Here is a 24085-nt window from a genome sequence, read left to right as displayed (position 1 = left end):
TTTACATTCCATTTAAAATCAAATAATCCTTTTCCCGATTTTTCCTTTGGTGAAAATATCAGATGTTCCAATGAACAGGAGGAATCGTCTGAGTTCGGGTTGGAATACAATTAATAAGGCAATAAATCCAACATCAATAAATTTACTAAGTATACTGCCGAATAATTGCATATTGGCAACACGAACCACTATCCATAACAAATAGATGAGCAGGATGCCCACAAAGATGTTGATAGCAACGGTTCCTTTTACTAAATAGTAGAGTTGATAAATGAGAATGGCCACCAACACAATGTCCAGCACATCAATCCAGCGTACAGTAATGAAAGCCGATAGAAAGAGTTGAATCATACCACAAGTATAGGGATTTTCTATTTAGTTAAAAAGCAAAAAATTGTAAGCACTTTATAAACAGTTCTGTTTGTTTTCCTTTTTTCTATAATTTTATTCTATGAAAATACTAATTCCCTTTTTGCTGTTGTTTTTTACAACCCATTCAATCGGTCAAAATTCTTATGCCGACAGCTTGATTTTGTATGCAAATCAAACTGAAGGCGTTAAGAAAGCGCAGGTATTGGAAGATATTTCTATTGAATACCGATTTGCAGATCCATATTTGTCGTTGACCTACGGAGAAAAAGCATTGGCTCAGGCTCGTTTTTGTGGAGATAGTGTGGAAGTAGGTAATTCTTTTAACTGCATTGGTATTGCCAACCATATTCAAGGGAAGTATGAATTAGCACTTTCTTTTTATTTAAAAGCGTTGAAAGAGTTTGAAGAAAAAAAAGAACCTAAAGGTGTGGCCTCTACAAATTTGAATATTGGAATTGTTTATGCTGACAGAGGTATGTATGATTTGTCACTAAAACACTATAAACAAGCACTTAAATTGTATGAATCTGGTGCCGGTGATAAAAGGAGTATCGCCAATGCCATCAACAATATTGCTACCATTTATTCTAATTTAAATAAATACTCGGATGCACTTGCTTATCAGTACAAAGCGTTAAAGATTCGGAACGACTTAAACGATTCTTCCGGTATTGCGACTAGTTTAATGAATATTGGCAATATCTATTTAGGAATGAACCATGCAGAAAAATCGCTTAACTATTATTTGCAGAGTTTGGAGATAGAAAGGATTTTAGGAAATGACAGAAACGTTGCATTAACACTCAGCAATATTGGAGAAGTATATTTTCAATTAAAGGATTATAAAAATGCGATAAAAATTTCTGAGGAATGTATTCAGATTTCAAAAAAAATGGATTTTAAGCCACAGTTAAAACAGGCATATCAAGTTTTGTCCGAATCCTATAAAGACCTAAAGCAATTTGAGAAGGCGCTTGATTATCATGAATTGTATGCAAATATAAAGGATTCAATTTTTTCAGAAGAGTCGGCTTCCAGTATTGCTGAAATGCAAACGAAATATGATACAGAAAAGAAAGATGCTGAAAATCATTTGCTAAAACAAGAAACTGAAATTAAAAACTTACAATTAAGTAAAAATAAAACATGGATAATTATTCTTTTTTTAGGATTAGCGTTAATTGCTGTTTCGGCATTGCTTTTATTTAATCGATATCAGATCAAAAAGAAAGACAATAAAGAGTTGGAGCAAAAAAACATGGAAATTACATTTCAGAAAAAAGAAATGACCGATAGTATTAACTACGCTAAAAAAATCCAAAATGCAATATTGCCTTCAGAGCAAATGGTTGCCGAAGCATTGACGGATCGGTTTGTTTTATATAAGCCGAAAGATATAGTAAGCGGTGATTTTTATTGGTTAGAGAAAAAGGATGATGTGGTTTTGTTTGCAGCTGTAGATTGCACAGGTCATGGTGTACCTGGGGCGATGATGAGTATGCTGGGATTGAATTTGTTATCCCAAGCTGTTAATGAAAAAGGACTTATACAACCAGCGGCAATATTAAAACATTTGGATGTTGGAATTTATCAGTCGCTACGTAAAACTTCCGAGGAAAATGCGATGAAAGATGGAATGGACTTGTCCTTATGCGCATTGAATTTAAAAACCCATGAATTACAGTATTCAGGCGCTTATAACCCAGTTTGGATTGTAAAATCGGGCACAAATGAAATGATTGAAATAAAAGCGGATAAAAAACCAATTGGTGCCAATTCATCTGGAGAAGAAGGGGTTTATAAAAATCATACAATTCAATTAGAAAAAGGTGATTGCATTTACCTATTTACAGATGGCTTTGCGGATCAATTCGGAGGAAAGAAGGGGAAGAAATTTATGTACCGACCACTAAAAGAAATATTAATCTCCGTTTCTCAGAAGTCGATGCAGAATCAATTAAATGCACTCTCAAATGCTCTTTATTCCTGGCAAGGAGATCACGATCAAGTGGATGATATTCTGATTATTGGAGTGCGTGTATAAATTTTTAACATTTTTTTTCATAAAAGGTCTTGGTGGTATTAAAATATAATTTAACTTTGCATCACAAAGTACTTTTAACTCTAGCAAGATGACAGATCAAAAAGAGCATTTACAAGCAATCACAGACATTCGTTCCATGATGGAACGTTCTTCTCGTTGTATTTCATTAAGTGGTTTATCGGGAGTGTTTGCCGGTATTTTTGCATTGATAGGTGCGTATCTAGCGTATGTGGCAATGGGTTCGGTTTATGAAGATTATGCATCAATTTCTTATTTGGATTCGGTAACCATGACCATCTATTTTTTGGAAATAGCGGGAGGGGTGTTGATTGCTTCTTTGTTGGTGGGAACACTTTTAACCATTCGGAATTCTAAACGCAAAGGCATTCCGGTTTGGGATCATTCTGCAAAACGTTTGTTAATCAATTTAGGTATTCCCTTAGTGGCTGGTGGTTTGTTCTGTTTGGTATTGTTGTATCATGGAATAATCGGTTTGGTAGCTCCGGCAACATTAATCTTTTATGGTTTGGCTTTGTTGAATGCCAGCAAATACACGTTTAACGATATTCGTTATTTAGGTATTTGTGAAATTGTATTGGGTTTATTGGGCTCTCTTTTTATTGGTTATGGTTTAATATTTTGGGCCATCGGTTTTGGTGTGCTGCATATTATTTATGGCGCTGTGATGTACTTTAAATATGAGAGAAAATAATTTGAATCCTTTACGATTGAAAAGTAATCATTTGTAATCCGAAAAATTGAAAAATTATATACAGTATTTAAACAAAGCATTTGAAAATCGAATCCGATTAGGCATCATGTCGGTTTTGATGGTGAACGATTGGGTAGAGTTTAGCACATTAAAAGAAATGCTCGACATTACCGATGGGAACCTTGCATCGCATATCTCTGCATTGGAAAAAATTGAATACATCCAAATCAAAAAACAATTTGTGGGTAAAAAGCCAAATACAACCTATGCCGTTACAAAACTGGGAAAGAAAGCATTTAACGAACATTTGGATGCACTTGAAAATTTATTAAAAAACAGAGACTGATATTTTGAACAGCAAAATCAAAAATATTATTATAGTAATAATTATATCGTTCTTTGGAATTTCTGGAGTAATTGACTTAGCTGTAACTTCACATGTAACATCGTCTATTATTCCATCAATGTGGGAAATGTTTATGTTTTTTGCCTGCTTGTGGTCTTTTGTGTATTCTCTTGATTATTTACTCGATAAAAAGGGCAGGAAAAAACCATTTTATAATTCTGTTTGGCTAATCTTTTTTTATTCTGCATTAATAGGGGTGCTAGGAATTCGCAATTCTGATTATTTTAAGGCAGATATTTTAATTTTCGCTAATAATAATGATGATTTTGGCGGAATCAGAATATTGCTTAGAAAAGATAGTACATATGAAATTATTCATAGTAGCATCTTTGATAGTGAATCCTATCAAGGTAAATTTATATCTATTGGTGACACGTTTGTGCTAGATAATCAAATTTCATTTTATGGAAATTCATTTCCTTCAAATAAATTGATTGTTAAACAAGATAAAATATATCAACTTGATATTAATAACAATATACCTGAGAACTCGACTGAATTTTATATAACGAACTGATATTTTTTTGCACATATACTTTGAAATACAAAGTACTTTTAAATACTAAATTTTAAAACAATGGAAATTATGATTCTTGCAGCACTTCTCTACGCTTTTTTTATGGTCTTCTTTTTAGTCTTCTTCTTTATCGGCATCTCTAAAAATGATCAACAAACGAAAAGTAAATTCTCAACCGCAGTCTTACTCTTCTCCGAAATTATTTACACCATTATTGGCCCCATCATCGGGTTTGCTCGGTTTGATATGTACGGTCCCGAAATTCCATTTGCAAAAAATCATGTGCTCATCATCATCCTTTTAGTAATCGTAGCTTCTGCTTCCTTTTGGGTAGCTCGACTGTATTCCAAAACAGAAAACCCAATTTTAAGAATCATCGTTTCCGCTGGCATGTTGCAAGGAATCCTATTATGTGCCATCACCACCATTCACTTTTTAGAATTTATTCCGCTAGGCATGATGTATCCATTTATGGGATTTGAATTGTTGTCGCCTCTCTTCGCACTTCTTATCTTATCACGCGAATTTTATGTTTATAACAAAAAGGAATTTGATCTGGAAGATGCTTTGCCGTACCGACAGGAATTTGGAATGATTCCTATTCCGCTTAAAATTTTACAAACCCCTTTTCTACAAAGAATAGTCATTTATCTGATTCTACTATTACCTTTTGTCTTTTTACAAATGCTGCTGACATTCGGTTGTGGACAAGAACTGGATGCCATTCTAAAAGCCTTTACCGATTCTGTTGGATTTGTTTTTTCACATAAATTTCCTATCCATGATTAAGAAAATAAAATACCTCCGTTCGAAATTGTTAGAGTTTTTAACGCACAAAATCGCATTGCCCTTAATCGGCAAGTGTCGTAAAAAGCCAAAGTTTAATTATTCAATGTCTGAGTTACTGCAATTCGAAGAAGGTACTTTGGGTAAGGATTTAGCACTATATCTCAATAAAATGAATTTTGTTTTGTTGCCCAACTACGAACAACATGATTGCAAACACATCATCCTTCAATATGAAATGGATGAAGCAGGGGAGGCGCGAATGCAGTTTTATTTTTTAGGGAATAAACATTATTCCATTCCTGTTATCAGCACGTGCATCATTTGCTTTTTTCTGATGCCGGAATATTGGAAACAATTTTATGCCGATTATCAAAAAGGTAAAACGGGTAAACCCTTTGAAGAAATTGATTACAATGCCATTGTCCATTTACAAACTAATTACTTACGTAAAATCTACCAGCCATGTTAACAGCCAAACAACTCAAAACCAAAATTAAAACCTGGATTGTATTATTTATCCTTCTGTTGATTCTGAGCGGAGTTACCGCATTTCCAATCCAAACAGAGCTTGCATTTTTAATGAAACACATCTCCGCTTTTCCGGAATTCATGCAAGGTTGGTTAACGACCATTTACAATGAAGTAAGTTCTGTAACTACACTTTATCCGCATCTTTCTTATGGAACGGATTGGTTGGCTTTTGCGCACATTGTGATTGCTACTGTATTTATCGGTCCGCTCATCGACCCGGTAAAAACATTTGGGTAATTCAATTTGGAATGATTGCCTGCGTGATGGTATTTCCTTTGGCTTTCATCGCTGGACCAATTCGACAAATTCCTTTCTTCTGGCAATTAATTGATTGTTCGTTTGGTGTATTTGGTTTTATTCCCTTGTTCCTTACCTACAAGAATATTCGATTGTTAGAACAACAAAATAAATACGCTTAAAGCTCGTTTTTATCCGGCAGAATTCATAACCTCTAAAAAAATAAAACATGAAAAAAAATGATTGGGCAATTCTAATTTCTGTATTTGTGTATGGTGCGTTGTTTTACGACCAATCCGCAGGAATCAATTTCTTACTTTTTAATGCATTAATTGTTGGATTACTGGTATTCAGACAACCCGATTTGATAAAGAATAAAGTTTGGTTGTCGGTTGCCATCGGAACATTGGCTTCTTCTTTCTTCATTTTTATGTATGGAAGTGCCTTAGCGATATGGGCCAATTTATTCTCATTGTTTATTTTATCAGCTTTAAGCATTCAACCACAAACCTCTTTTCTGACAAGCATTTTTTTAACCATATGTTCGATAAGTACATCCTGCGTATTTATGTTTGTCGATTGGGTAAATCGTAAAAAGCAACAAGTTGCTGGCGTCTACCGCAGACCGTTTTATGTCAAATTGTTTCTGTTTGTGATCCCATTTTTAATCGCTGTATTGTTCTTTTTCTTTTACCAAACATCTAATCCATTGTTTTATGATTTTACAAAAAACATCAATTTGGATTTTATTTCCATTGGCTGGATGTTTTTTACGTTGGGTGGTTTGTTCTTGCTTTATGGATTCTTTCACAATAAAATTATGCCGGGTTTTTACAATTGGGACAAGAGTGTATCCTTAGAATTAACACCAGAAATTGCTTCCCGCAAAAATTTTCTGAATGGGTTGATGCGCATCGATAACGAAAATTTATCCGGAATAATTTTGTTTGTGATGCTGAACAGCTTGCTCTTAATTTTAAATGTGTTGGATATTAACTATTTCTTGTTTGATGGAACCTTGCCCAAAGGTGTCAATCACAAAGGATTTGTTCACGATGGAATAGGAACATTGATTACGTCCATCATTGTAGCTATTTGTATTATTTTGTTTTACTTCAGAGGAGAATTGAATTATCATAAACCAAGCAAATGGTTGAAAATAATGGCGTTGTTGTGGATTTTGCAAAATGCGTTCATGATCTTCTCAACCGCTTACCGCAATAATTTATACATCGAAGAATCCGGAATTTCCTATAAAAAAATCGGAGTATACGTGTATCTGATTTTAGCCTTAATTGGCTTGATAACCACCTTTATTAAAGTGGTGAAGTTAAAAACCAACTGGTACCTGTTTCGTGTGAATGCAGCCGTTTATTATTATTTCCTGGTGGTGTCTTGCTTTTTTAATTGGGATATTATCATCACTAATTTTAATATTAAAAAATATACGGATGAACATAAGAAACTTGAAAAATACTTGTTGCTCGATTTGAGTTATAAAAACTTACCACAATTACTCACTTTGCCAGATGCTGCTGCCAATGCAGATGATTTTGAGGCACGTGATTATTATAATTTTTCGAGAGGAACGTATTACTATGATTTTAAATCAGGTTTGGCCAATAAACTATTAACCTTTATGCGTGATTACGAGCAAATGGAGTGGGAATCACATTGTATGGAAAAAACAAGAACCTACAACGACATCCTTGCCATCAAGGATCAGGTGGATACGCTCGAGTTTCAATACAATTATTTTCAATCGTTAAAACCATTAAAGCCTTTTGATCACCTTCGCTCCTTGGTGCTATTGAACAACCAACTATACGATTTATCGGAGTTAAAGCTATTCCCAAGACTGGAAGTTCTGAAAATTAAGAACGGACAATTGGATAGCCTGGATAAGCTGCCTGCGTTTAAATCATTAAGAGAATTGGATTTGAGTGGCAATAACATCAAAGACATTTATCCGCTACAGCGATTAAGAAACATTGAAGTGTTGGATCTTTCAGGAGAATACAATCGCATTAAAAGTTATGCTCCGTTATTGGCTTTGAAGAAATTGAAAAAACTTCGCATTGGAAGCATCACTCCGGAAGGTTTTGCAGTGTTGCAAAAAACATTTCCAAATGTTCAGATAGAAGCCAACCAAGTAGCCATTGATTATACCCGATAAACATGAAGCCAATCGTAAAAACAATTGTATGGCTTACCGTATTTAGCATAGCCATGGGTTTTTAGAAACCTCCGTTGTGGTGTATTTGAGAAAACTCTATTATCCGGAAGGATTTAAGTTTCCGCTGATCCCTGTCACACGAGACATCGCTACAACCGAGTTTTTTCGTGAGATCGCAACCATCATCATGTTGATTGGAGCAGGAGTGATGGCAGGAAAAAATACGGTACAACGGTTTGTGTTTTTTCTTTACAGCTTTGCCATTTGGGATATTTTTTATTATGTGTTTTTAAAAGTAATCCTCAACTGGCCGGAATCTTTCTTTACCTGGGATATTTTATTCTTAGTACCTGTTCCATGGGTCGGACCGGTAATCGCTCCTTGCCTTGTTTCTTTGTCGATGATTGTTTTAATGTTTGTAGTGGTTTATTTTCAGGAAAAAGAAAAACATGTTCACATCGCTTTTAAAGAATGGATACTCTTGATTGTGGGAAGTATCACCGCTATTCTTTCATTCATGTGGGATTATCTAATTTATATTTCTAATTACGGAGCAGATCGCGGAATCTGGACCTTATCGAGCAACGAGAACATGTTTGATGAAGTAAAAAATTATGTTCCGCAAGAATTTAATTGGTGGTTGTTTGGAATGGGACAAGTCATTATTTGCTTAGCAATCTGGATGATGTACAACCGATTAAAAAAATCATAACACAAAAAGAATTGAATCAAATTTTAAATTAACTGATTGAAAAAATGAATAAACGATTTATCAAAGTAATGGCCGTTTCATCGGCAATGAGTGTCATCTTATTGTATTTCCGCATTCAATGGAGTGGCAACATCATGTTTGTGTTTCTTACTTGGAATTTATTTTTAGCCTGGATACCATTCCTTTTGGCCTTTGCTCTTTCAGAAATGAACAAAACGGATACATCCAGAATAAAAAAGCTGGGAGTATTTTCTGCTTGGCTTTTGTTTTTCCCTAATTCGCCTTACATTTTAACCGATTTGTTTCATCTGCGTTTACGTTCCGAAATCCCGCTGTGGTTCGATTTGGTATTAATACTTTCATTTGCTTGGAATGGTTTATTGCTAGGCTATTCATCCTTGATGGAAATTCAAAAAGTATTACGATCACGTTTATCTGCTCCTGTGGTCAATGTATTTATTGGAGGGCTGCTGGTATTGTGTAGTTTTGGCATTTACTTGGGTCGCTATCCGAGATATAACAGTTGGGACATCATCACCAACCCAATCACTTTGTTCTCCGATATCATAAATATGGTGATGAATCCGATGAATAATACCCGAATGGTTGGAGTCACCTTTTTCTTTTCCGTATTTTTGATGGTAAGTTATTGGACATTGAATACATTAATCAATCACAAACAACATGAAGGAAAATAAATCATTTAGTATTGGCGATCGACTTTTGAGTTTTGGATTTGCTTTTCAAGGATTGATTACATTTTTTAAAACACAACACAATGCTTGGATTCATTTACTTTCGGCAATTGTGGTGATTGTTTTGGGTTTTATTTATCATGTAACTGCTGTCGAATGGTGTTGGCTGATTGTTGCTATTGGATTTGTATTTGCTGCTGAAATGTTTAATACTGCGATTGAATTTCTAACCGATTTGGTATCACCGCAATTTCATCCCTTGGCAAAAAAAGTAAAAGATGTTGCAGCCGGAGCAGTTTTGGTGGCAGCTATAATGGCTGTTGCTATTGGGTTGATTGTGTTTTTGCCAAAATTGTTTTAATTAATTATATTTGATTAAATTATCTATAAAATGAAAAAATACATCTTTGTCTTTGCATTTGTCTTTGCATTATTGATATCAAATCAGTCAATTGCTCAAACCATTCAAAATAGTAATTATTCCACTGTTGGTTATATCAAAGAAGATGGAACCGTTCAAAATGAAAATTATTCAACCATTGGATATATAAAGATGATGGAACGGTTCAAAATGGGAATTATTCCACAATTGGGTATATTAAAAGTGACGGCACCATCCAAAACCAAAATTATTCAACCATTGGGTATATTAAATCGGATGGGACAATTCAAAATCAAAATTACTCCACAATCGGGTATATTAAATCGGATGGAACGATGCAGAATAGCAACTATTCTACAATTGGTTATGCAAAAGGAGTAAATAGCACGGAGGCAGCAGCTGCTGTTTTCTTTTTCTTCTTTCGATTGAACTAAGATTTCATATTGATAAACTGTAATGGTAAATCATAACTGCCTTGTCGCATTAACGCAATCACTGCCTGTAAATCGTCTATTTTTTTACCACTAACACGTACTTGATCATCTTGCATTTGTGCTTGTACTTTTAGTTTGGAATCTTTTATATCCTTCATAATTTTACGGGCAACATCCTTATCAACGCCTTCTTTCACTTTAATATCCTTTTTAATCATTACACCTGAGCCATAATGCTCTTTGCTGGCATCCAGACAAAGTGGATTTAAATGTTGTTTGATCATTCTTTGACGAATTATATCAATGATGGATTCCAACCGCATGTCATTTTCTGTAATGATATTTATAAATAGTCCTTTTTTATCGAGCGTAATTTCACTCTTAGAACCATGAAAATCAAAACGGTTAACGATTTCTTTGCGCGCAACATTAATTGCATTATCGAGCAATTGAATATCTACTTTGTTTACAATATCAAATGAAGCCATAGTAACGAATTACGAATTTTAACGAATTTGCGAATTTTTTTAATTTATTTTATCTGCAACTGCTTATTATTTTATTTCCGCAATCATACATCTTGCGCTGCCACCACCATATTTTTCAATGGTGTAAAGCGGACTATGCAATAAGTTGCCGTATTGTTCCAGTTTTTTTATTTGTTCAAACGTTAATGATTTGTAAGCTTGTTCACTCATCACAATATAACGTTCACCTTTAAAATTATACAATAAAATGTCGTTTCCATTTTTATCTACAGCCTTGAAATAAATGCTTTCAAAATTGAGTTGTTTACACAATTGTTCAAACAGCATTTTGTTGGTGCGTGGCGAACTGTTGGCATATGCAATTTTATAATCGTAATCAAATACAATGCTGCCCGTTCCTTCCAAGTACATTTTTTTGCTTTCGAATTTACTTAAGTCAATCACTGTACTATTCTTTTTCTTAAAGCCGGAAATGATATCTTCTCTGCGTTCCAAGCGTCTGTTCTCTGCCAACATTGGATACAAAACCAATTCATTGTTTTCATGAAATGAAATCCAGTTGTTGGGAAAAATAGAGTCGGGGGTATGCACATCAGTGGTGTCATCAAAAATAACAACCTCTATTCCTGCAGCAATCAATTTGTTTGCAAAGGCATCAAACTCTTCCAGCGCTTTCTTTTGGATGCTTTCAGGTGCATCCATGTCAGCGCGTTGCTGAAAGGAATTGCTTTCTGCTGTTTGTTGATTGAATCCGAAATTAACCGGACGAATCATTAAGATTTTAGAGGTACTGTTAAGCATACCTTGCAAAAGTAAGGAAGAATATTGATTAACTTTGTTGTTCGGAAATGAAAAAAGTCATATTTATACTTCTACCATTTATCGCCATTGTTTGCACCTTTGAGGCCTGCGATTATTTTGCGCAGTCCACACAGGAAATGGCGCATGAGCGTATTGCTGACTCATTATCTTTAGCACCCAAGATAAGGTTGGATTCCGTTGCCAATTCAATATACATCCCTGTTCCATTGGTTGTTTGTGAAATGGAAAAGTCGATGATGGGTGCCGGGTTGGTAGATGTTCGAACGATGGATACTTCTATTGTAGTGGATTTAAAATATTCCACCTGCAATAATTTTTTAGGTTTGGACATGTATGGTGATTTTAATAAATGTTATTTACAACCGGATGTAGCTGCCAAGCTGAGTTGTGCGCAGGAAATTTTAAAATCAAAGTTCCCATTTTACAATTTAATAGTTTATGATGCTGTGCGTGCAAGAAGTGTGCAGCGTAAAATGTGGGACACCATCAGCGTGCCGTATTCCGAACGTTCTAAATATGTCTCCAATCCCAATAATGGTTCATTGCATAACTTTGGCGCTGCAGTAGACATCAGCATCATTGATGAACATGGCATTGAATTAGACATGGGAACCCCTTACGATTATTTTGGCGAATTGGCGTATCCAAGAGAAGAAGAGCGAATGCTGGATGAAGGAAAATTAACGCATATTCAACTGCTCAATCGTTCGTTATTACGTGAAGTGATGGAATCGGCCGGATTTATGGGTATCACCACCGAATGGTGGCATTTTAATTCCTGCTACCGAACGGAAGCCTATGAAAAATATACAATAATAGAGTAGAGGAGGTTTGCTAAAACAAATAACCGTATTTCTGATTCAGGAATTTACTGTTATCTCTTCCGCGTTTGATTTTAAAAATATTGTGGCTCACCGACAACATGATTTCATGTGTACCGCTATTATACCTTTTTAATCCGCCAATCTGAATATCGTACGAATAACTGATCTGATAATTTTCAAGAATCGTTACTCCGGCATGAATCGCAATTGCATCACGCAAACGAATCGATACACCAGTAAATGCTTTTTCAAAAAGTGAACACGCAAGGTATAATCCAGCATCATTGGCGCACCTTTTACATATTGACCCATCAAGGTGCTTTCCCAAACGTAATCAGGGTTTTGTGAAAAGTTATAACCCAATGTAAAGTTGGCTTGTGTAATGTATTTAATGGTTCCTTTTTTTGTAGTGTCTTCTTTGTAAAATTCGGCAGTGGATTGCATTAAATGCAAAGCGCTGGCGCCCACATGAAAACGATCGTTGTAAACATAAATACCAAAGTTTGCATCCGCCACCCACGTACTGTTTGTTATCAGTTGATCAATGGATGGATCTTGATTGTTGTGCAACGACATGTAATTTCCATTCAACGTATACTTCGTAAAATTACCCGCTAACCCTGCAGATAATTCACAATCCGGAAAACGAAGGTGATATGCATAAGCCGCACCAATATTCGTTTGTTTCGATGGCCCGATTTTATCTTGCATCAAATACAATCCAGCTCCCATTTTTCCTTTTAAAAATCGGGAATGTAAACCAAGGCTGATGGTGGTTGGTGCGCCATCATATCCTACCCATTGTTTGCGGTAATTCAAGCGCGCATCCAGCAATCGTTTGGTGCCTGTAATTCCAGGATTAATCATGAATGCATTGTTTTTGTTTTGTGTATAATACGGCAACTGCTGTGCTTCACTTAAAAGTGCGACAAAACAAAAAACAAGACTATATAGAATTTTTTTACGCAACATGCTTAATCAATAATGGTGACATCACCGTGTTTTTTTCCTTTACCATCCCCTAAATCCAATACATAAAAATAAGTTCCTTCCGGCAATGGTTCACCAAATGCTTGACCATCCCATGTATTCAAATAACCGCTTGCTTTATATACTACTTTCCCATAACGGTTGTAAATTTCCAATTTGTTGTTCGGATATTTATAAATGTTTCCGATGTACCAGGTATCATTATTTCCATCGCCATTTGGGGTAAACGTATTGTAAAACACAAGCTCTTCACTTGGTGTAACATGCACTATAACCGAATCGTATGCCGGACAAGTATTACTCATGTCGGCTCCATATAAATAATAGGTAGTTGTAACAAACGGCTCCACATCCGGATTGCTTGTATATTGATACATTATCGGCATGTATGACCACGCATAAAAATAACCGCCCGTAGCTTGTAAGGTGGCAACTTGTCCTTCTTGAATGTAAACATCCGGTCCGGCATCAATCACAGGTGTTGGAATAATCGTAACAGTTACCTGATCGGTTTTAGGTGGACAAGAAGCATGTGTTGCTGTTAAGGTATAGGTGATGCTGGTGGTTGGTATCGATGTTGGACGAGGTAGCGTATTGTCATTTAAAAAAGTGGTTGGGAACCAGGTATACGTTACACCTGCTCCTGAAATATTTAAATCTCCACCCAATAAAGCAAAGCTGTTTTCACAGATGCTGGTATCGTTTCCGGCATCAACATACCCTGTGTAAAAAAAGCCGACAATTACCTCATCGGTTGCTACAGCTCCTGTATCATCAGTTACAGTTAGTGTATAGGTAACATACGCAGAGGGTGTACAAACAGGATTTGGGATGGTGGAGCTGCTTAAAAAAGCAGATGGATTCCATGAATATGTATACGGTGCTAAGCCACCTGTTGCAGGTGCTGCGTTGCCAATGATGGTGCTTGTTCCCGGACAAATGGTTTTGTCGGGGCCGGCATTTACCGATAACTGAGCAAATGAATGGATAGATAGCAACTGTGAAATGACAAATACAAAAAATGCCAATCCTTTTATTCGAATCATAGTTTTTAAAAGTAATCTGGAAAACAAATGTAACGATATAAATCAGAAATCAAAAGCACATTTGCCTCCGGAAATTAGGTTTCGGTCTATATTCAATAAAAACGTTTAAAATCAAAAAAAATTCTGTAGTTTTCCAATTGTAAATAATAAACGTGTGGAAAAGCATATTTTAAGTAAATCAACCTTTTTGCGTGGACTCCAATGCCCAAAGTCGTTGTACCTCTATAAAAATTTCATTCAAAAAAGAGATGCTGTTTCTGCCGAGCAACAAGCGGTTTTTAACCGAGGAAACCATGTAGGTGTGCTCGCTCAAAAGCTGTTCCCGGGTGGAACAGATGCTACCCCTGCCAAACGCTCCAACAATCTGGAAGCAGTTGCCAATACCAAAAAACTCATTGAAAGTGGGGTGGGAGTCATTTACGAAGCCGCTTTTCAGCACAATCAGGTATTGGCCATTTTGGATATTCTAGTTAAAAAAGACAATGAATGGTATGCGTATGAAGTAAAAAGTTCTACCAAAATTTCTCCTACCTATTTGTTGGATGCCTCCCTGCAATATTGGGTAATCACCAATTCTGGCATTCCTTTAAAAGATATTTCATTGATCATCATCAATAATCAATACATCCGCAATGGGGATGTGAATCTAAATGGTTTGTTTTCCATCAAATCGGTTTTGAAAAACGTTTTGGAAAATCAAACACTTGTGGAAGACAACATCAATCGCTCGATGGCTGTTGCAACTTCCGCCACCGAACCGGATGTGAAAATCGGAGAGCAGTGTTTTAGTCCTTACAACTGCGATTTTATGGGCAATTGCTGGAAGAATGTACCCATCAATTCCATTTTTGAAATCACAGGAATTAAAAAAGCGGATTTGTTTGAACTCTACCATAAAGGATACAAAACGATTGAACAAATTCCTGAAGTAAATGAACTGGATAAAAATGTAAACATTCATATTCAAGCCATCAAAAGAAAAGAAGCATTGATAGATAAACCCGCTGTGGCTGCATTTTTACAGAAAGTAACCTATCCTGTTTATTTTATGGATTTTGAAACATTTATGCCTGCAGTGCCCATCTATCAGCAAACAAAGCCGTATCAGCACATCCCTTTTTCAATATTCCTTGCATTATAAAAAAGAGAAGAATGCTCCGCTGGAACATGTCGAGTTTTTAGCAGATCAACATACCGACCCTCGAAAAGCATTTGTGGATGCGTTGTTGAAAGATACCGAATCGGCAGGAACAATATTGGTGTATGATATCTTGATGGAGCGTAATGTCTTGAACGGATTAAAAAAAGATTTTCCGGAATATACGGCTCAGATTGATGAACGCTTGAGCAGGATTGTGGATTTAGCGCAACCATTTCAGGAGCGAGCCTTTTATCATCCCGACATGAAAAATTCTTTTTCTATCAAAAATGTATTGCCCGCACTGGTTCCCGAACTGAGTTATTCCAACTTGAAAATTGGCAGTGGAAGTGTGGCGATGATTGCCTTCGAAAATCTTAGAAAAGAAACGGACATGTTCCGAATTCTGGAAACCCGCGAGCAATTATTGGAATATTGTAAGCTGGATACCCTGGCAATGGTGAAGATTTTTGAAGTGTTGGAGACCGTAACATAAAAAAAGCCCTGAGCAAAACTCAGGGCTTTCTTTTTATAGTTTTTTTAGCAGAATTAAAATCTTTCCAATTTAGAAAAATAAAAATCGCCTTCAATTTGAGCATTTTCATCGCTATCAGAGCCATGTACTGCATTTGCAGCAATTGATTTTGCATAAATTTTACGAATAGTGCCTTCGTCAGCTTTTGTTGGATCTGTTGCACCAATCAATGTTCTGAAATCCGCAACTGCATTTTCTTTTTCTAAGATAGCCGCTACAATTGGTCCGGACGACATATAACTTACTAACTCGCCATAAAAAGGACGCTCTTTGTGTACTTCATAAAATTTACCGGCAGCCTCTGCCGATAATTTCGTGTATTTCATTGCTACAATGCGAAACCCTGCTTCGTTAATCATCTTTAATATCCCGCCAATGTAGTTGTTCTCAACTGCATCCGGTTTAATCATTGTAAATGTTCTGTTTGTTGCCATTTCTTTAAGTATTGAGGTTTTTAAAATTCGGATGCGAAATTAGAAAAAATATCTTGATTGAAAGAGAAACCATTGAAATATAACTCAAAATAATCATCCACCGATTCGCAAATTTCTATCCCTGTTCATTTTGGCAGATGCGATTACCTATCAAATACAGAATCTGCAACAATTTTTTTAATCTGTGAATCTGTGGCAAAATCCATAGCATCTTACTGGCAATTTTATTGTAAATTTGTACTTCTATGAACGCAAAACAACTGAAAGAAGTAAAGTCGCTTTTATCAAAGCCAAAAAATATTGTAATTGTCACCCATTGGTCGCCTGATGGTGATGCCATGGGTTCTTCGCTGGGCTTGTATAATTACCTGATACAATTGAAGCACAAAGTGAATGTGATTACGCCCAATGATTATCCCGCATTTTTAAACTGGTTGCCCGGTAACAATAAGGTAATTGATTTTACCAAAAAGCCGAAACCGGCCAAAACACTTGTTGCCAAAGCAGACATTATTTTCTGCCTGGATTTTAATTCATTGAAACGCATCGATAAATTAGGGGACGAAGTTGGGAAGTCGAAAGGTATTAAGTTCATGATCGATCATCATTTGCAACCCGAAGATTTTGCAAAATACATGTTGCACACCATCAAAGCATGTTCTACCTGCGAATTGGTGTTTGAGTTGATTCAGATGATGGGACATAAAAAATTAATGAATAAAGACATCGGTAATTGCTTGTATACGGGCATCATGACCGATACCGGCTCCTTCCGATTCCCATCTACTACCGCTAAAACACATAAAATTATTGCAGCCTTGATTGAAGCAGGTGCTGAAAATGCCGATATCCACAACCGTATTTATGATGGCAGTACCGAGAATAAAATAAAATTGTTGGGATATAGTTTAAGTGAAAAACTAAAAGTGTTTAAAGAATATAAAGCGGCTTATTTCAGCTTAACTCAAAAGGAATTGGATCATTACAAATACCAAAAAGGCGATACAGAAGGCGTTGTCAATTATGCTTTGTCGATTGAAGGAATTCGTTTTGCCGCTTTTTTTGTAGAACGATGGCATCATCAAAACATCATTCCGTTCGCAAGGAAGTTTTGATGTGAATGTGTTTGCCCGAAAACATTTTAGTGGAGGCGGACATGCTAATGCTGCTGGAGGAATGAGTGAACTGAGTATGGAAAAAACACTTCAGAAATTTGAAGCCTTATTGCCGCAATATAAAACCGCATTAAATCGTAAATAGAGTTATGGCCTTTAAAAACAGTTTATTTATCGCCATCGTTTATGCTGCCACCTTGTTGCAGCTCTCATGCGGCAATCAAAAAAACGAGCATGGTCCTAAAACCGATGTCGAAAGCAAAGAGTTTAAGGAAAAGTTGGTGGACGCCAATAAAATTTATGTGAAGAAAGAAAGTGATGAAATCGACCAATATGTAAAGCATAAAGGTTGGGATATGATTACTACTGGAAGTGGCTTGCGATACATGATGACGCAAAAAGGAACAGGTGTGATGCCGGCAACGGAGCAGGTGGTGCGACTTAATTTTAAAGTGAAATTGCTGGATGGTACCCTTTGTTATTCATCCGACTCTACCGGAGTATATGAATTTATGGTGGATAAGAGTAGTGTAGAAACCGGTTTGCACGAAGGTGTGAAATTGATGCATGTGGGTGAAAAGGCCACCATGATTCTTCCTTCCCATTTAGCTTATGGTTTGATTGGCGATGAAAAACGGATTCCCCCAAGAGCATCCGTATTGTATGAATTAGAATTACTTTCTGTAAAATAGGCTCTTGAAAATCAATAGATTATACATATTAGTTGGAGCGATTGTTTTTGCATCTTGTGGCAATAATTCGCCCTATAAAGGGTTTTCTGAAACTGATACCGGATTGTATTACAAGCTGCAAATGATTGGGGATGGAAAACGAAAACCGTCCATCGGTGATTACCTGCAACTCAACATCACCTATAAAACGGAGAAGGATTCTGTTTTTATGGATACTTATTCCAGCAACGATATCGGGATGGTGATTCTTCCCTTTAACCATTCCTCGTTCAAAGGCAGTTTCGAAGAAGGTTTAACCACCATGAATGAGGGCGATAGCGTTTCGTTTATTGTGGACGCCAACAACCTGTTCACACAGTTTTTTAAGTCGGATTTACCCTTGTTTCTAAAACCGGGCAGCGTGGTGAAGATGGATGTAAAACTGCATAAAATATTCAACCAATCGGAGTACGAAGCCGAGTTGAAGCGCTACGAAACATTAATCGAAGACCGCGATATTGAAGAGCAACGAAAACTCCAATTGTTTGTGGATACCAGTAAGGTGTCGTACTCAAAATTAGCGAAATGGAATGTATTATTTGCCCATCACGCAAGGCGCAGGAACACCTCCCGAAAAGGGAAATGTGGTTAAAATCAATTATACCGGAAGTTTTATTACCGGAAAAGTATTCGAATCTACCTACGACCGAGGGCAACCCATGGAATATATTTATGGGGAACAAGGACAAGTAATTAAGGGATTAGAAACAGCAATAAGTTTAATGAATGAAGGTGCAAAAGCAAAATTTATTATACCTTCGCACCTTGCTTATGGAGAAGATGGTTCTTCCACAGGAATTATTCCACCATATACAACAGTTATTTACGAAATAGAATTACTTAATTTAACCAAAAAATAATAATTTAAAATGAAAATTACTTTTTCTCAATCAATGGCAGCAGTTGCTGTAGCGCTAACATTGGCGTCTTGTTCAAACTCTCCTTATCCGGGATACGAGGCAACCGAAAACGGATTGTATTATCAGTTTTTTAAGCAAGATGAAAATGCAGTTAAACCACAAGAAGGTGATATCGTTCGTTTAGTAATGTCATATAAAAACAGTAAGGATTCTGTTTTATTCGATTCAAAAGTTGGAAACCCTAGCGGAACAAACTTCATCGAATTCCCTTTACAAAAATCAACTTTCAAAGGAAGTTTTGAAGAAGCGATTTCTATGATGGGCGTTGGCGACAGTGCCGGCTTTATCATTAGTGCAGATTCAGTGTATTTAACCACTTTTAAAGCGGCTAAATTGCCTGAATACATTGAAAAAGGAAGTATGTTAACCTTCGTAGCGAAGTTGGAGAAAATCACCACAAAAGCTGAAGCTGAAGCAGAACAAAAGAAACAAATGGAAGCGCAACAAGCAATGATGGCACAACGTCAAAGCGAAGAAGCGGGTACATTTGCAAAATATTTAGCGGACAATAAAATTACAGGAACACCAACTGCAAGCGGTTTGTATTACATTGAAAGCAAAAAAGGAAACGGTAAAAAACCAAAAGCAGGACAATTGGTAAAAGTAAAATATACCGGTCGTTTATTAGATGGAACAGTGTTTGATACAAGCGATGAAGCAGCAGCGAAAGCAGCAGGTTTATTTGACGAACGCAGACCATACGAACCAATCGAGTTTCCTGTAGGACAAGGACAAGTTATCCCAGGTTGGGACGAAGGAATTATGTTGATGAGCATTGGTTCAAAAGGACAATTGATTTTGCCTTCTGCAATTGCTTACGGAGCACAAGGTGGTGGACCAATTCCTCCATTCTCTCCATTGGTATTTGATGTGGAATTGGTGGATGTAAAAGATGCTCCTCCTGCTCCTCAAGGAAAAGTAATTCAAGGACAAAAAGTGAATTAAACGAAATTTTAAATTTGTTTTAAAATGAAGAAATTAGCAACCGTACTTTTAGCGTTCGCTACCATCGCGGTAAGCGCACAAGAAAAGCCGAAAAGCGTAAAAGTTAAAAAACCGAAAACAGTGAAAACAGCATCAGGATTAGAATACACCATTACAGAAAAAGGAAACGGTATTAAACCACAAGCAGGGGATAAAGTAATTGTGCATTATACCGGTAAGCTTACCAATGATACGGTTTTTGATTCTTCCCTTAAACGCGGTCAGCCTTTCGAATTTAAATTAGGTGCAGGTAACGTTATCAAAGGTTGGGATGAAGCTTTTTTATTGCTACAAGTAGGTGATAAAGCAACCATTAAATTCGGACCGGAATTGGGTTACGGTGCAAATGCTACCGGAAAAATTCCTGCCAACTCAACACTTATTTTTGATGTTGAATTGTTGGACGTAAAAGAAGGTATTCGCCCCTACAATGTTAAAGGGAAAGATACCATCAAAACTGCTAGCGGTGTGAAATGTATCAAAGTGGTGGAAAACAAAACAGGTGAACAAGCCGTTAATGGAACCATTGCTGAGTTTCACTATGCCGGTTATTTCTTGGATGGAAAAACATTCGATAATTCATTCGACCGCAACCAACCTCTAAAAACCAAAATGGGTCAAAAACAATTGATGCCGGGTTGGGAAGAAGGCGTTGCGCTTTTGCGTAAAGGTGAAAAAGCAAGATTAATCATTCCTTCGCATTTAGCATTAGGTGAAAAAGGATATCCACCATTGATTCCACCCAATACGGATTTAGTGATGGACATTGAAATGTTAAATGTAACTGTTATTGTTCCTCCTGTATTGTATGATATTAAAGGATTAGAGCAAAAAACAACAGCTTCTGGTTTGAAATATTATGAAGTGAAAAGATCCGGTTCAACTGTAAAAGCTATGGCTGGAAAAGTTGTGAAAGTGCATTACTCCGGTTATTTAGCGGATGGTAGCATGTTCGACTCTTCCGTTGAAAGAGGTGAGCCTATTCAATTCCCATTAGGACAAGGACAAGTTATCCCAGGTTGGGATGAAGGTATTGCCTTGATGAATGTGGGAGATAAATTGAGATTGGTGATTCCTTATCAATTAGCATACGGTGAACAAGGTCGCCCTCCAATGATCCCTTCAAAAGCTGAGTTAACATTCGATGTGGAATTGGTAGAAGTAACCGATGGTGAACAACATGGTCCTGGTGACGGTCATAATCACTAAGAGATAGTTCTCCTAAAATTATTGAACGCTCTGTTTTTATTAACAGAGCGTTTTTTATTATATTTTTTTTAAGCACGCTTTTGCAAGAGATCAAAGAGTATCTTTGATTCAATTTTTTAGTTTCTATGAGCAACCACAACAGGAATTCACAACCGTTCATCATGGTGTTTAGCATCACCATCTTGTTGCTCATTCTTTCACAATTCAATACCGAGTTTACCGTATTCGGATACAAAACAAAAAAAGTTTCTCCGCTTGGCGACATCCTTCAAAATGGAGTGTTTAAAAAAGCGGCTATCTCATACAAAGCCATTAATGATTCCATCATTGCAAAAGACAGTGTGGCCTTTGCATTGCGACAAACCGACTCCAGCAATATTTTTGATTTCGAAGAAGATTCCACTTCTGCCTTATCGCATTTTTTTCAATCACTTAATCTTATTAAAAAGAAAAAACACAAAACACGCATCGCTTATTTTGGTGATTCCATGATTGAAGGCGATTTGATTACACAAGACTTCCGCGAATGTTTACAAGATTATTTTGGCGGTAGCGGAGTGGGCTATGTACCTATCACATCCATCGTATCAGGATTTAGAACCAGTGTGTTTCATTCGTTTGACGGATGGACCACCTATAACTTATTAGAAAACATTCCTGCCGGACATTCACTCGGAATAGCAGGATATTGCTTTGTACCCAATACGATTAATGTGGTTGATACCACCAATACTACTTCAGGAAGTTATGTGAAATACACAGCAGTAAAGCGTAAACACTTAGATAAGTTTATGCAAACAAAATTGATTTACGGAAAAAGTGAAGGCGAAAATTTTGTGGTAATCAATGGAAGTAGATATAAATTATCCGGTACTAATCCTGTAAACGAATTGGTGGTGAATACGTTTTCGCAACAAGTAAATGCACGTTTTCAATGTAAGTCGCCCATCGATGTTTATGGATTTAGTTTAGAAAGTGATAGTGGTGTATTTGTCGACAATTTTTCATTTCGCGGAAACTCCGGATTGCCCATCCAAAAAGTAAAACAAGCCATTTATTCATCTACTAACCAATGTTTGGATTATGATTTAATTATTTTAGAATATGGATTAAATGCTGTGAATCCAAGTGTTACCGACTTTTCCTGGTACGAAAGAGGGATGAATGTGGTGATTAAACACATGCAAGCCAGTTTCCCGAATGCTAGCATTCTATTGATTAGTGTAGGAGATAAGAGTTACCGTAAAGACGGAGTGTATCAAACCGATCCAAGTGTGCCGATTTTGGTGGAAGCACAAAAACGAATGGCGAAAGACAATAAATTGGCCTTTTGGAGCTTGTATGATGCCATGGGCGGAAACGGTTCGATGGTGAAGTGGGTAGAAGGTGATACCGCTTTTGCAAACAGAGATTATACGCATTTCAATTTTAAAGGTGCACATAAAGTTGGTAAACTCTTGTTCAGTAAAATCATCAGTGAATACAACGATTACAATAAAAAAATGAATTTAAAATCAGATGTCCCCCAAAAGAATGTTGCTGTTGGAATTGATACATCTAAAAAATTAAAATGAGAAAACGAATCCTTAATATACTAACAGGTCTTGTTTCTTGCGTCTTGTGTCTTGCTTCAGCAAAGGCACAAACACTGGATTCTACTGCATATAAGCAATATGTTTTTATAAAACACCAGTTGAATCATATTGAAAACGACAGCACCTCACTCAACTCGTTTTATGAAAAATTAGATCAGTTAGAACAAAAAAAGATTACTCGCTTAAACATAACACATATTGGTGATTCTCATATTCAGGCCGATCATTTTTCGGGTTTAGTGCGACAAAAATTACAACTGAAATTCGGTAATGCCGGAAGGGGATTGGTGTTTCCTTACCGTTCCGCAAAAAGCAACGAACCATCCTCTTACAAAACAATTACTAATGTACCTTGGGATTATAAACGAAACGTATTTTACGATAAACCTTTGCCCATCGGAATTAGCGGATTTACAATTGAAACAAATGATTCGTTGGCGGAAATTAATTTAATGGTGAAAGATCAACCGAAGTTGGGATATAGCTTTACAAAGTTTACTTTGTTTCATGAAAAAGGCTTGAACAATTTTGATATAAGCATTTGTGATGAATTGAATTGTGAACGTGGTTTGTTTAAATCAACCGATAAATCAACCAACCCGTTTGTTTCCGAATTGAAATTTGATAAACCTGTTCGTCAAATTTATTTGCGCAATAAAAATTCCGATACGGCACATCAACGTGCAACACGAATTTATGGGATGTTGTTGGAAAATGATTCAGCCGGAGTTTTGTATAACATGATTGGCGTGAATGGCGCAGAATACCGTCATTATGTAATGTCGAAATACTTTACACAACAGCTTACATATTTGAGCTCCGACTTAATGATTATTTCATTGGGAACAAATGAAGCGTATTCGGCAGGTTTTGATAAAGATTTCTTTTATAGAAGCATTGATTCGTTGGTGATGAGTGTAAAGCTTACTAATCCGAATACTTCCATCGTGATTACCACACCTCCGGATTCGTATCGTAGAACACGCAACGGAAGAGTGAAAAATCCGGACATGAAAGTGGCACGCGTAACGGTTGTGGAATATTGTTTAAAGAACAACATTGCTTATTGGGATTTATATGAAATAATGGGCGGTTACGGTGCTATGGGGAAATGGTATGCCATGAAGTTGACAGCAAAAGACCGTGTTCATTTTACTGGCAAAGGTTATCAGATTCAAGGCGATTTGTTTTACAATGCCTTGATGGAAGGGTTTGAAGAATATAAAAAACAAAAGTTAAAGTAGAGG

At 36.5% G+C, this 24085-nt stretch carries 28 protein-coding genes and 2 pseudogenes; 23 read left to right on the top strand and 7 right to left on the bottom strand.

Features of this window, described 5'->3' with window-relative positions; genetic code table 11:
- Positions 1-18: 18 nt before the first annotated feature.
- The gene (locus IPP64_08530; GenBank protein ID MBL0329445.1) at positions 19-351 is read right to left on the bottom strand and encodes a hypothetical protein; all 333 of its coding nucleotides are present in this window, start codon (positions 349-351) and stop codon (positions 19-21) included.
- Positions 352-451: 100 nt separating this feature from the next.
- Here IPP64_08530 and IPP64_08525 point away from each other — a divergent pair, with 100 nt between their 5' ends.
- From IPP64_08525 to IPP64_08470, 12 genes and pseudogenes are all read left to right on the top strand, one after another.
- Positions 452-2416: a tetratricopeptide repeat protein gene (locus IPP64_08525; protein MBL0329444.1), complete on the top strand. Its 1965-nt coding sequence runs from the start codon at positions 452-454 to the stop codon at positions 2414-2416.
- An 88-nt stretch (positions 2417-2504) separates the two neighbouring features.
- The gene (locus IPP64_08520) at positions 2505-3128 is read left to right on the top strand and encodes a hypothetical protein (protein MBL0329443.1); all 624 of its coding nucleotides are present in this window, start codon (positions 2505-2507) and stop codon (positions 3126-3128) included.
- A 46-nt stretch (positions 3129-3174) separates the two neighbouring features.
- Complete coding sequence (locus IPP64_08515; protein MBL0329442.1) at positions 3175-3474, top strand: transcriptional regulator; 300 nt, start codon at positions 3175-3177, stop codon at positions 3472-3474.
- Positions 3475-3478: 4 nt separating this feature from the next.
- Positions 3479-4051 (top strand): hypothetical protein, encoded by a 573-nt coding sequence (locus IPP64_08510; GenBank protein MBL0329441.1) that lies wholly within the window; start codon positions 3479-3481, stop codon positions 4049-4051.
- Between the two features lie 60 nt (positions 4052-4111).
- Positions 4112-4840 (top strand): hypothetical protein, encoded by a 729-nt coding sequence (locus IPP64_08505; GenBank protein MBL0329440.1) that lies wholly within the window; start codon positions 4112-4114, stop codon positions 4838-4840.
- Positions 4841-4943: 103 nt separating this feature from the next.
- On the top strand, positions 4944-5309 hold the full coding sequence (locus IPP64_08500; GenBank protein ID MBL0329439.1) for a hypothetical protein: 366 nt from the start codon (positions 4944-4946) through the stop codon (positions 5307-5309).
- Positions 5303-5790, top strand: a pseudogene (locus IPP64_08495) (hypothetical protein). The gene IPP64_08500 and the pseudogene IPP64_08495 overlap by 7 nt, the downstream one beginning before the upstream one ends.
- A gap of 47 nt (positions 5791-5837) precedes the next feature.
- A complete protein-coding gene (locus tag IPP64_08490; protein MBL0329438.1) occupies positions 5838-7784 on the top strand; it encodes a DUF4173 domain-containing protein in 1947 nt (648 codons plus the stop codon).
- A gap of 85 nt (positions 7785-7869) precedes the next feature.
- A complete protein-coding gene (locus IPP64_08485) occupies positions 7870-8496 on the top strand; it encodes a hypothetical protein (GenBank protein MBL0329437.1) in 627 nt (208 codons plus the stop codon).
- A 44-nt stretch (positions 8497-8540) separates the two neighbouring features.
- Positions 8541-9194, top strand: coding sequence for a DUF1361 domain-containing protein (locus IPP64_08480; protein MBL0329436.1), 654 nt, complete (start codon positions 8541-8543; stop codon positions 9192-9194).
- Positions 9181-9552, top strand: a complete 372-nt coding sequence (locus IPP64_08475; protein MBL0329435.1) for a diacylglycerol kinase family protein — start codon at positions 9181-9183, stop codon at positions 9550-9552. Before IPP64_08480 ends, IPP64_08475 begins: the two co-directional genes overlap by 14 nt.
- Positions 9553-9582: 30 nt before the next feature.
- A complete protein-coding gene (locus IPP64_08470; protein MBL0329434.1) occupies positions 9583-9954 on the top strand; it encodes a hypothetical protein in 372 nt (123 codons plus the stop codon).
- Between the two features lie 49 nt (positions 9955-10003).
- On the opposite strand, the gene IPP64_08465 is transcribed toward IPP64_08470, so the two are convergent.
- Both IPP64_08465 and IPP64_08460 read right to left on the bottom strand, forming a co-directional pair.
- Positions 10004-10495 (bottom strand): YajQ family cyclic di-GMP-binding protein, encoded by a 492-nt coding sequence (locus IPP64_08465; protein MBL0329433.1) that lies wholly within the window; start codon positions 10493-10495, stop codon positions 10004-10006.
- Between the two features lie 66 nt (positions 10496-10561).
- Positions 10562-11296: an amidinotransferase gene (locus tag IPP64_08460; protein ID MBL0329432.1), complete on the bottom strand. Its 735-nt coding sequence runs from the start codon at positions 11294-11296 to the stop codon at positions 10562-10564.
- Between the two features lie 47 nt (positions 11297-11343).
- On the opposite strand from IPP64_08460, the gene IPP64_08455 reads away from it, so the two are divergent.
- The gene (locus IPP64_08455; protein ID MBL0329431.1) at positions 11344-12141 is read left to right on the top strand and encodes a M15 family metallopeptidase; all 798 of its coding nucleotides are present in this window, start codon (positions 11344-11346) and stop codon (positions 12139-12141) included.
- A 10-nt stretch (positions 12142-12151) separates the two neighbouring features.
- Here the strand turns inward: IPP64_08455 and IPP64_08450 are convergent, their stop codons facing one another.
- The 3 genes from IPP64_08450 to IPP64_08440 are packed head-to-tail and all read right to left on the bottom strand — an operon-like array spanning position 12152 to position 14177.
- Positions 12152-12361 (bottom strand): type IX secretion system membrane protein PorP/SprF, encoded by a 210-nt coding sequence (locus tag IPP64_08450; protein MBL0329430.1) that lies wholly within the window; start codon positions 12359-12361, stop codon positions 12152-12154.
- Positions 12328-13113 (bottom strand): PorP/SprF family type IX secretion system membrane protein, encoded by a 786-nt coding sequence (locus IPP64_08445; protein MBL0329429.1) that lies wholly within the window; start codon positions 13111-13113, stop codon positions 12328-12330. The genes IPP64_08450 and IPP64_08445 overlap by 34 nt, the downstream gene beginning before the upstream one ends.
- Positions 13114-13115: 2 nt before the next feature.
- On the bottom strand, positions 13116-14177 hold the full coding sequence (locus IPP64_08440) for a gliding motility-associated C-terminal domain-containing protein (GenBank protein MBL0329428.1): 1062 nt from the start codon (positions 14175-14177) through the stop codon (positions 13116-13118).
- 154 nt (positions 14178-14331) lie between these two features.
- On the opposite strand from IPP64_08440, the gene IPP64_08435 reads away from it, so the two are divergent.
- On the top strand, positions 14332-15318 hold the full coding sequence (locus IPP64_08435) for a DUF2779 domain-containing protein (GenBank protein MBL0329427.1): 987 nt from the start codon (positions 14332-14334) through the stop codon (positions 15316-15318).
- Positions 15233-15811, top strand: a complete 579-nt coding sequence (locus IPP64_08430) for a DUF2779 domain-containing protein (protein ID MBL0329426.1) — start codon at positions 15233-15235, stop codon at positions 15809-15811. The genes IPP64_08435 and IPP64_08430 overlap by 86 nt, the downstream gene beginning before the upstream one ends.
- Before the next feature lie 53 nt (positions 15812-15864).
- On the opposite strand, the gene IPP64_08425 is transcribed toward IPP64_08430, so the two are convergent.
- Positions 15865-16284, bottom strand: a complete 420-nt coding sequence (locus IPP64_08425; GenBank protein MBL0329425.1) for a nucleoside-diphosphate kinase — start codon at positions 16282-16284, stop codon at positions 15865-15867.
- Between the two features lie 245 nt (positions 16285-16529).
- Between IPP64_08425 and IPP64_08420 the strand changes: the two are divergent.
- From IPP64_08420 to IPP64_08385, 8 genes and pseudogenes are all read left to right on the top strand, one after another.
- Positions 16530-17544, top strand: a pseudogene (locus IPP64_08420) (DHH family phosphoesterase).
- Between the two features lie 4 nt (positions 17545-17548).
- A complete protein-coding gene (locus IPP64_08415; protein MBL0329424.1) occupies positions 17549-18091 on the top strand; it encodes an FKBP-type peptidyl-prolyl cis-trans isomerase in 543 nt (180 codons plus the stop codon).
- A 4-nt stretch (positions 18092-18095) separates the two neighbouring features.
- On the top strand, positions 18096-18722 hold the full coding sequence (locus tag IPP64_08410) for a hypothetical protein (GenBank protein MBL0329423.1): 627 nt from the start codon (positions 18096-18098) through the stop codon (positions 18720-18722).
- Entirely contained in the window at positions 18715-18990 is a 276-nt protein-coding gene (locus IPP64_08405) for an FKBP-type peptidyl-prolyl cis-trans isomerase (protein ID MBL0329422.1), read from the top strand. Before IPP64_08410 ends, IPP64_08405 begins: the two co-directional genes overlap by 8 nt.
- A 315-nt stretch (positions 18991-19305) precedes the next feature.
- Positions 19306-19995: an FKBP-type peptidyl-prolyl cis-trans isomerase gene (locus IPP64_08400; GenBank protein ID MBL0329421.1), complete on the top strand. Its 690-nt coding sequence runs from the start codon at positions 19306-19308 to the stop codon at positions 19993-19995.
- Positions 19996-20019: 24 nt separating this feature from the next.
- On the top strand, positions 20020-21243 hold the full coding sequence (locus tag IPP64_08395; GenBank protein ID MBL0329420.1) for an FKBP-type peptidyl-prolyl cis-trans isomerase: 1224 nt from the start codon (positions 20020-20022) through the stop codon (positions 21241-21243).
- Positions 21244-21368: 125 nt separating this feature from the next.
- Positions 21369-22817, top strand: coding sequence for a hypothetical protein (locus tag IPP64_08390; protein ID MBL0329419.1), 1449 nt, complete (start codon positions 21369-21371; stop codon positions 22815-22817).
- The gene (locus tag IPP64_08385) at positions 22814-24082 is read left to right on the top strand and encodes a hypothetical protein (GenBank protein MBL0329418.1); all 1269 of its coding nucleotides are present in this window, start codon (positions 22814-22816) and stop codon (positions 24080-24082) included. The genes IPP64_08390 and IPP64_08385 overlap by 4 nt, the downstream gene beginning before the upstream one ends.
- The last annotated feature ends 3 nt before the right edge of the window (positions 24083-24085 follow it).

The organism is Bacteroidota bacterium (assembly GCA_016722565.1).
In the GTDB taxonomy this organism is placed as follows: domain Bacteria; phylum Bacteroidota; class Bacteroidia; order 2-12-FULL-35-15; family 2-12-FULL-35-15; genus 2-12-FULL-35-15.
This window is presented reverse-complemented; position numbering and strand designations above follow the sequence as displayed.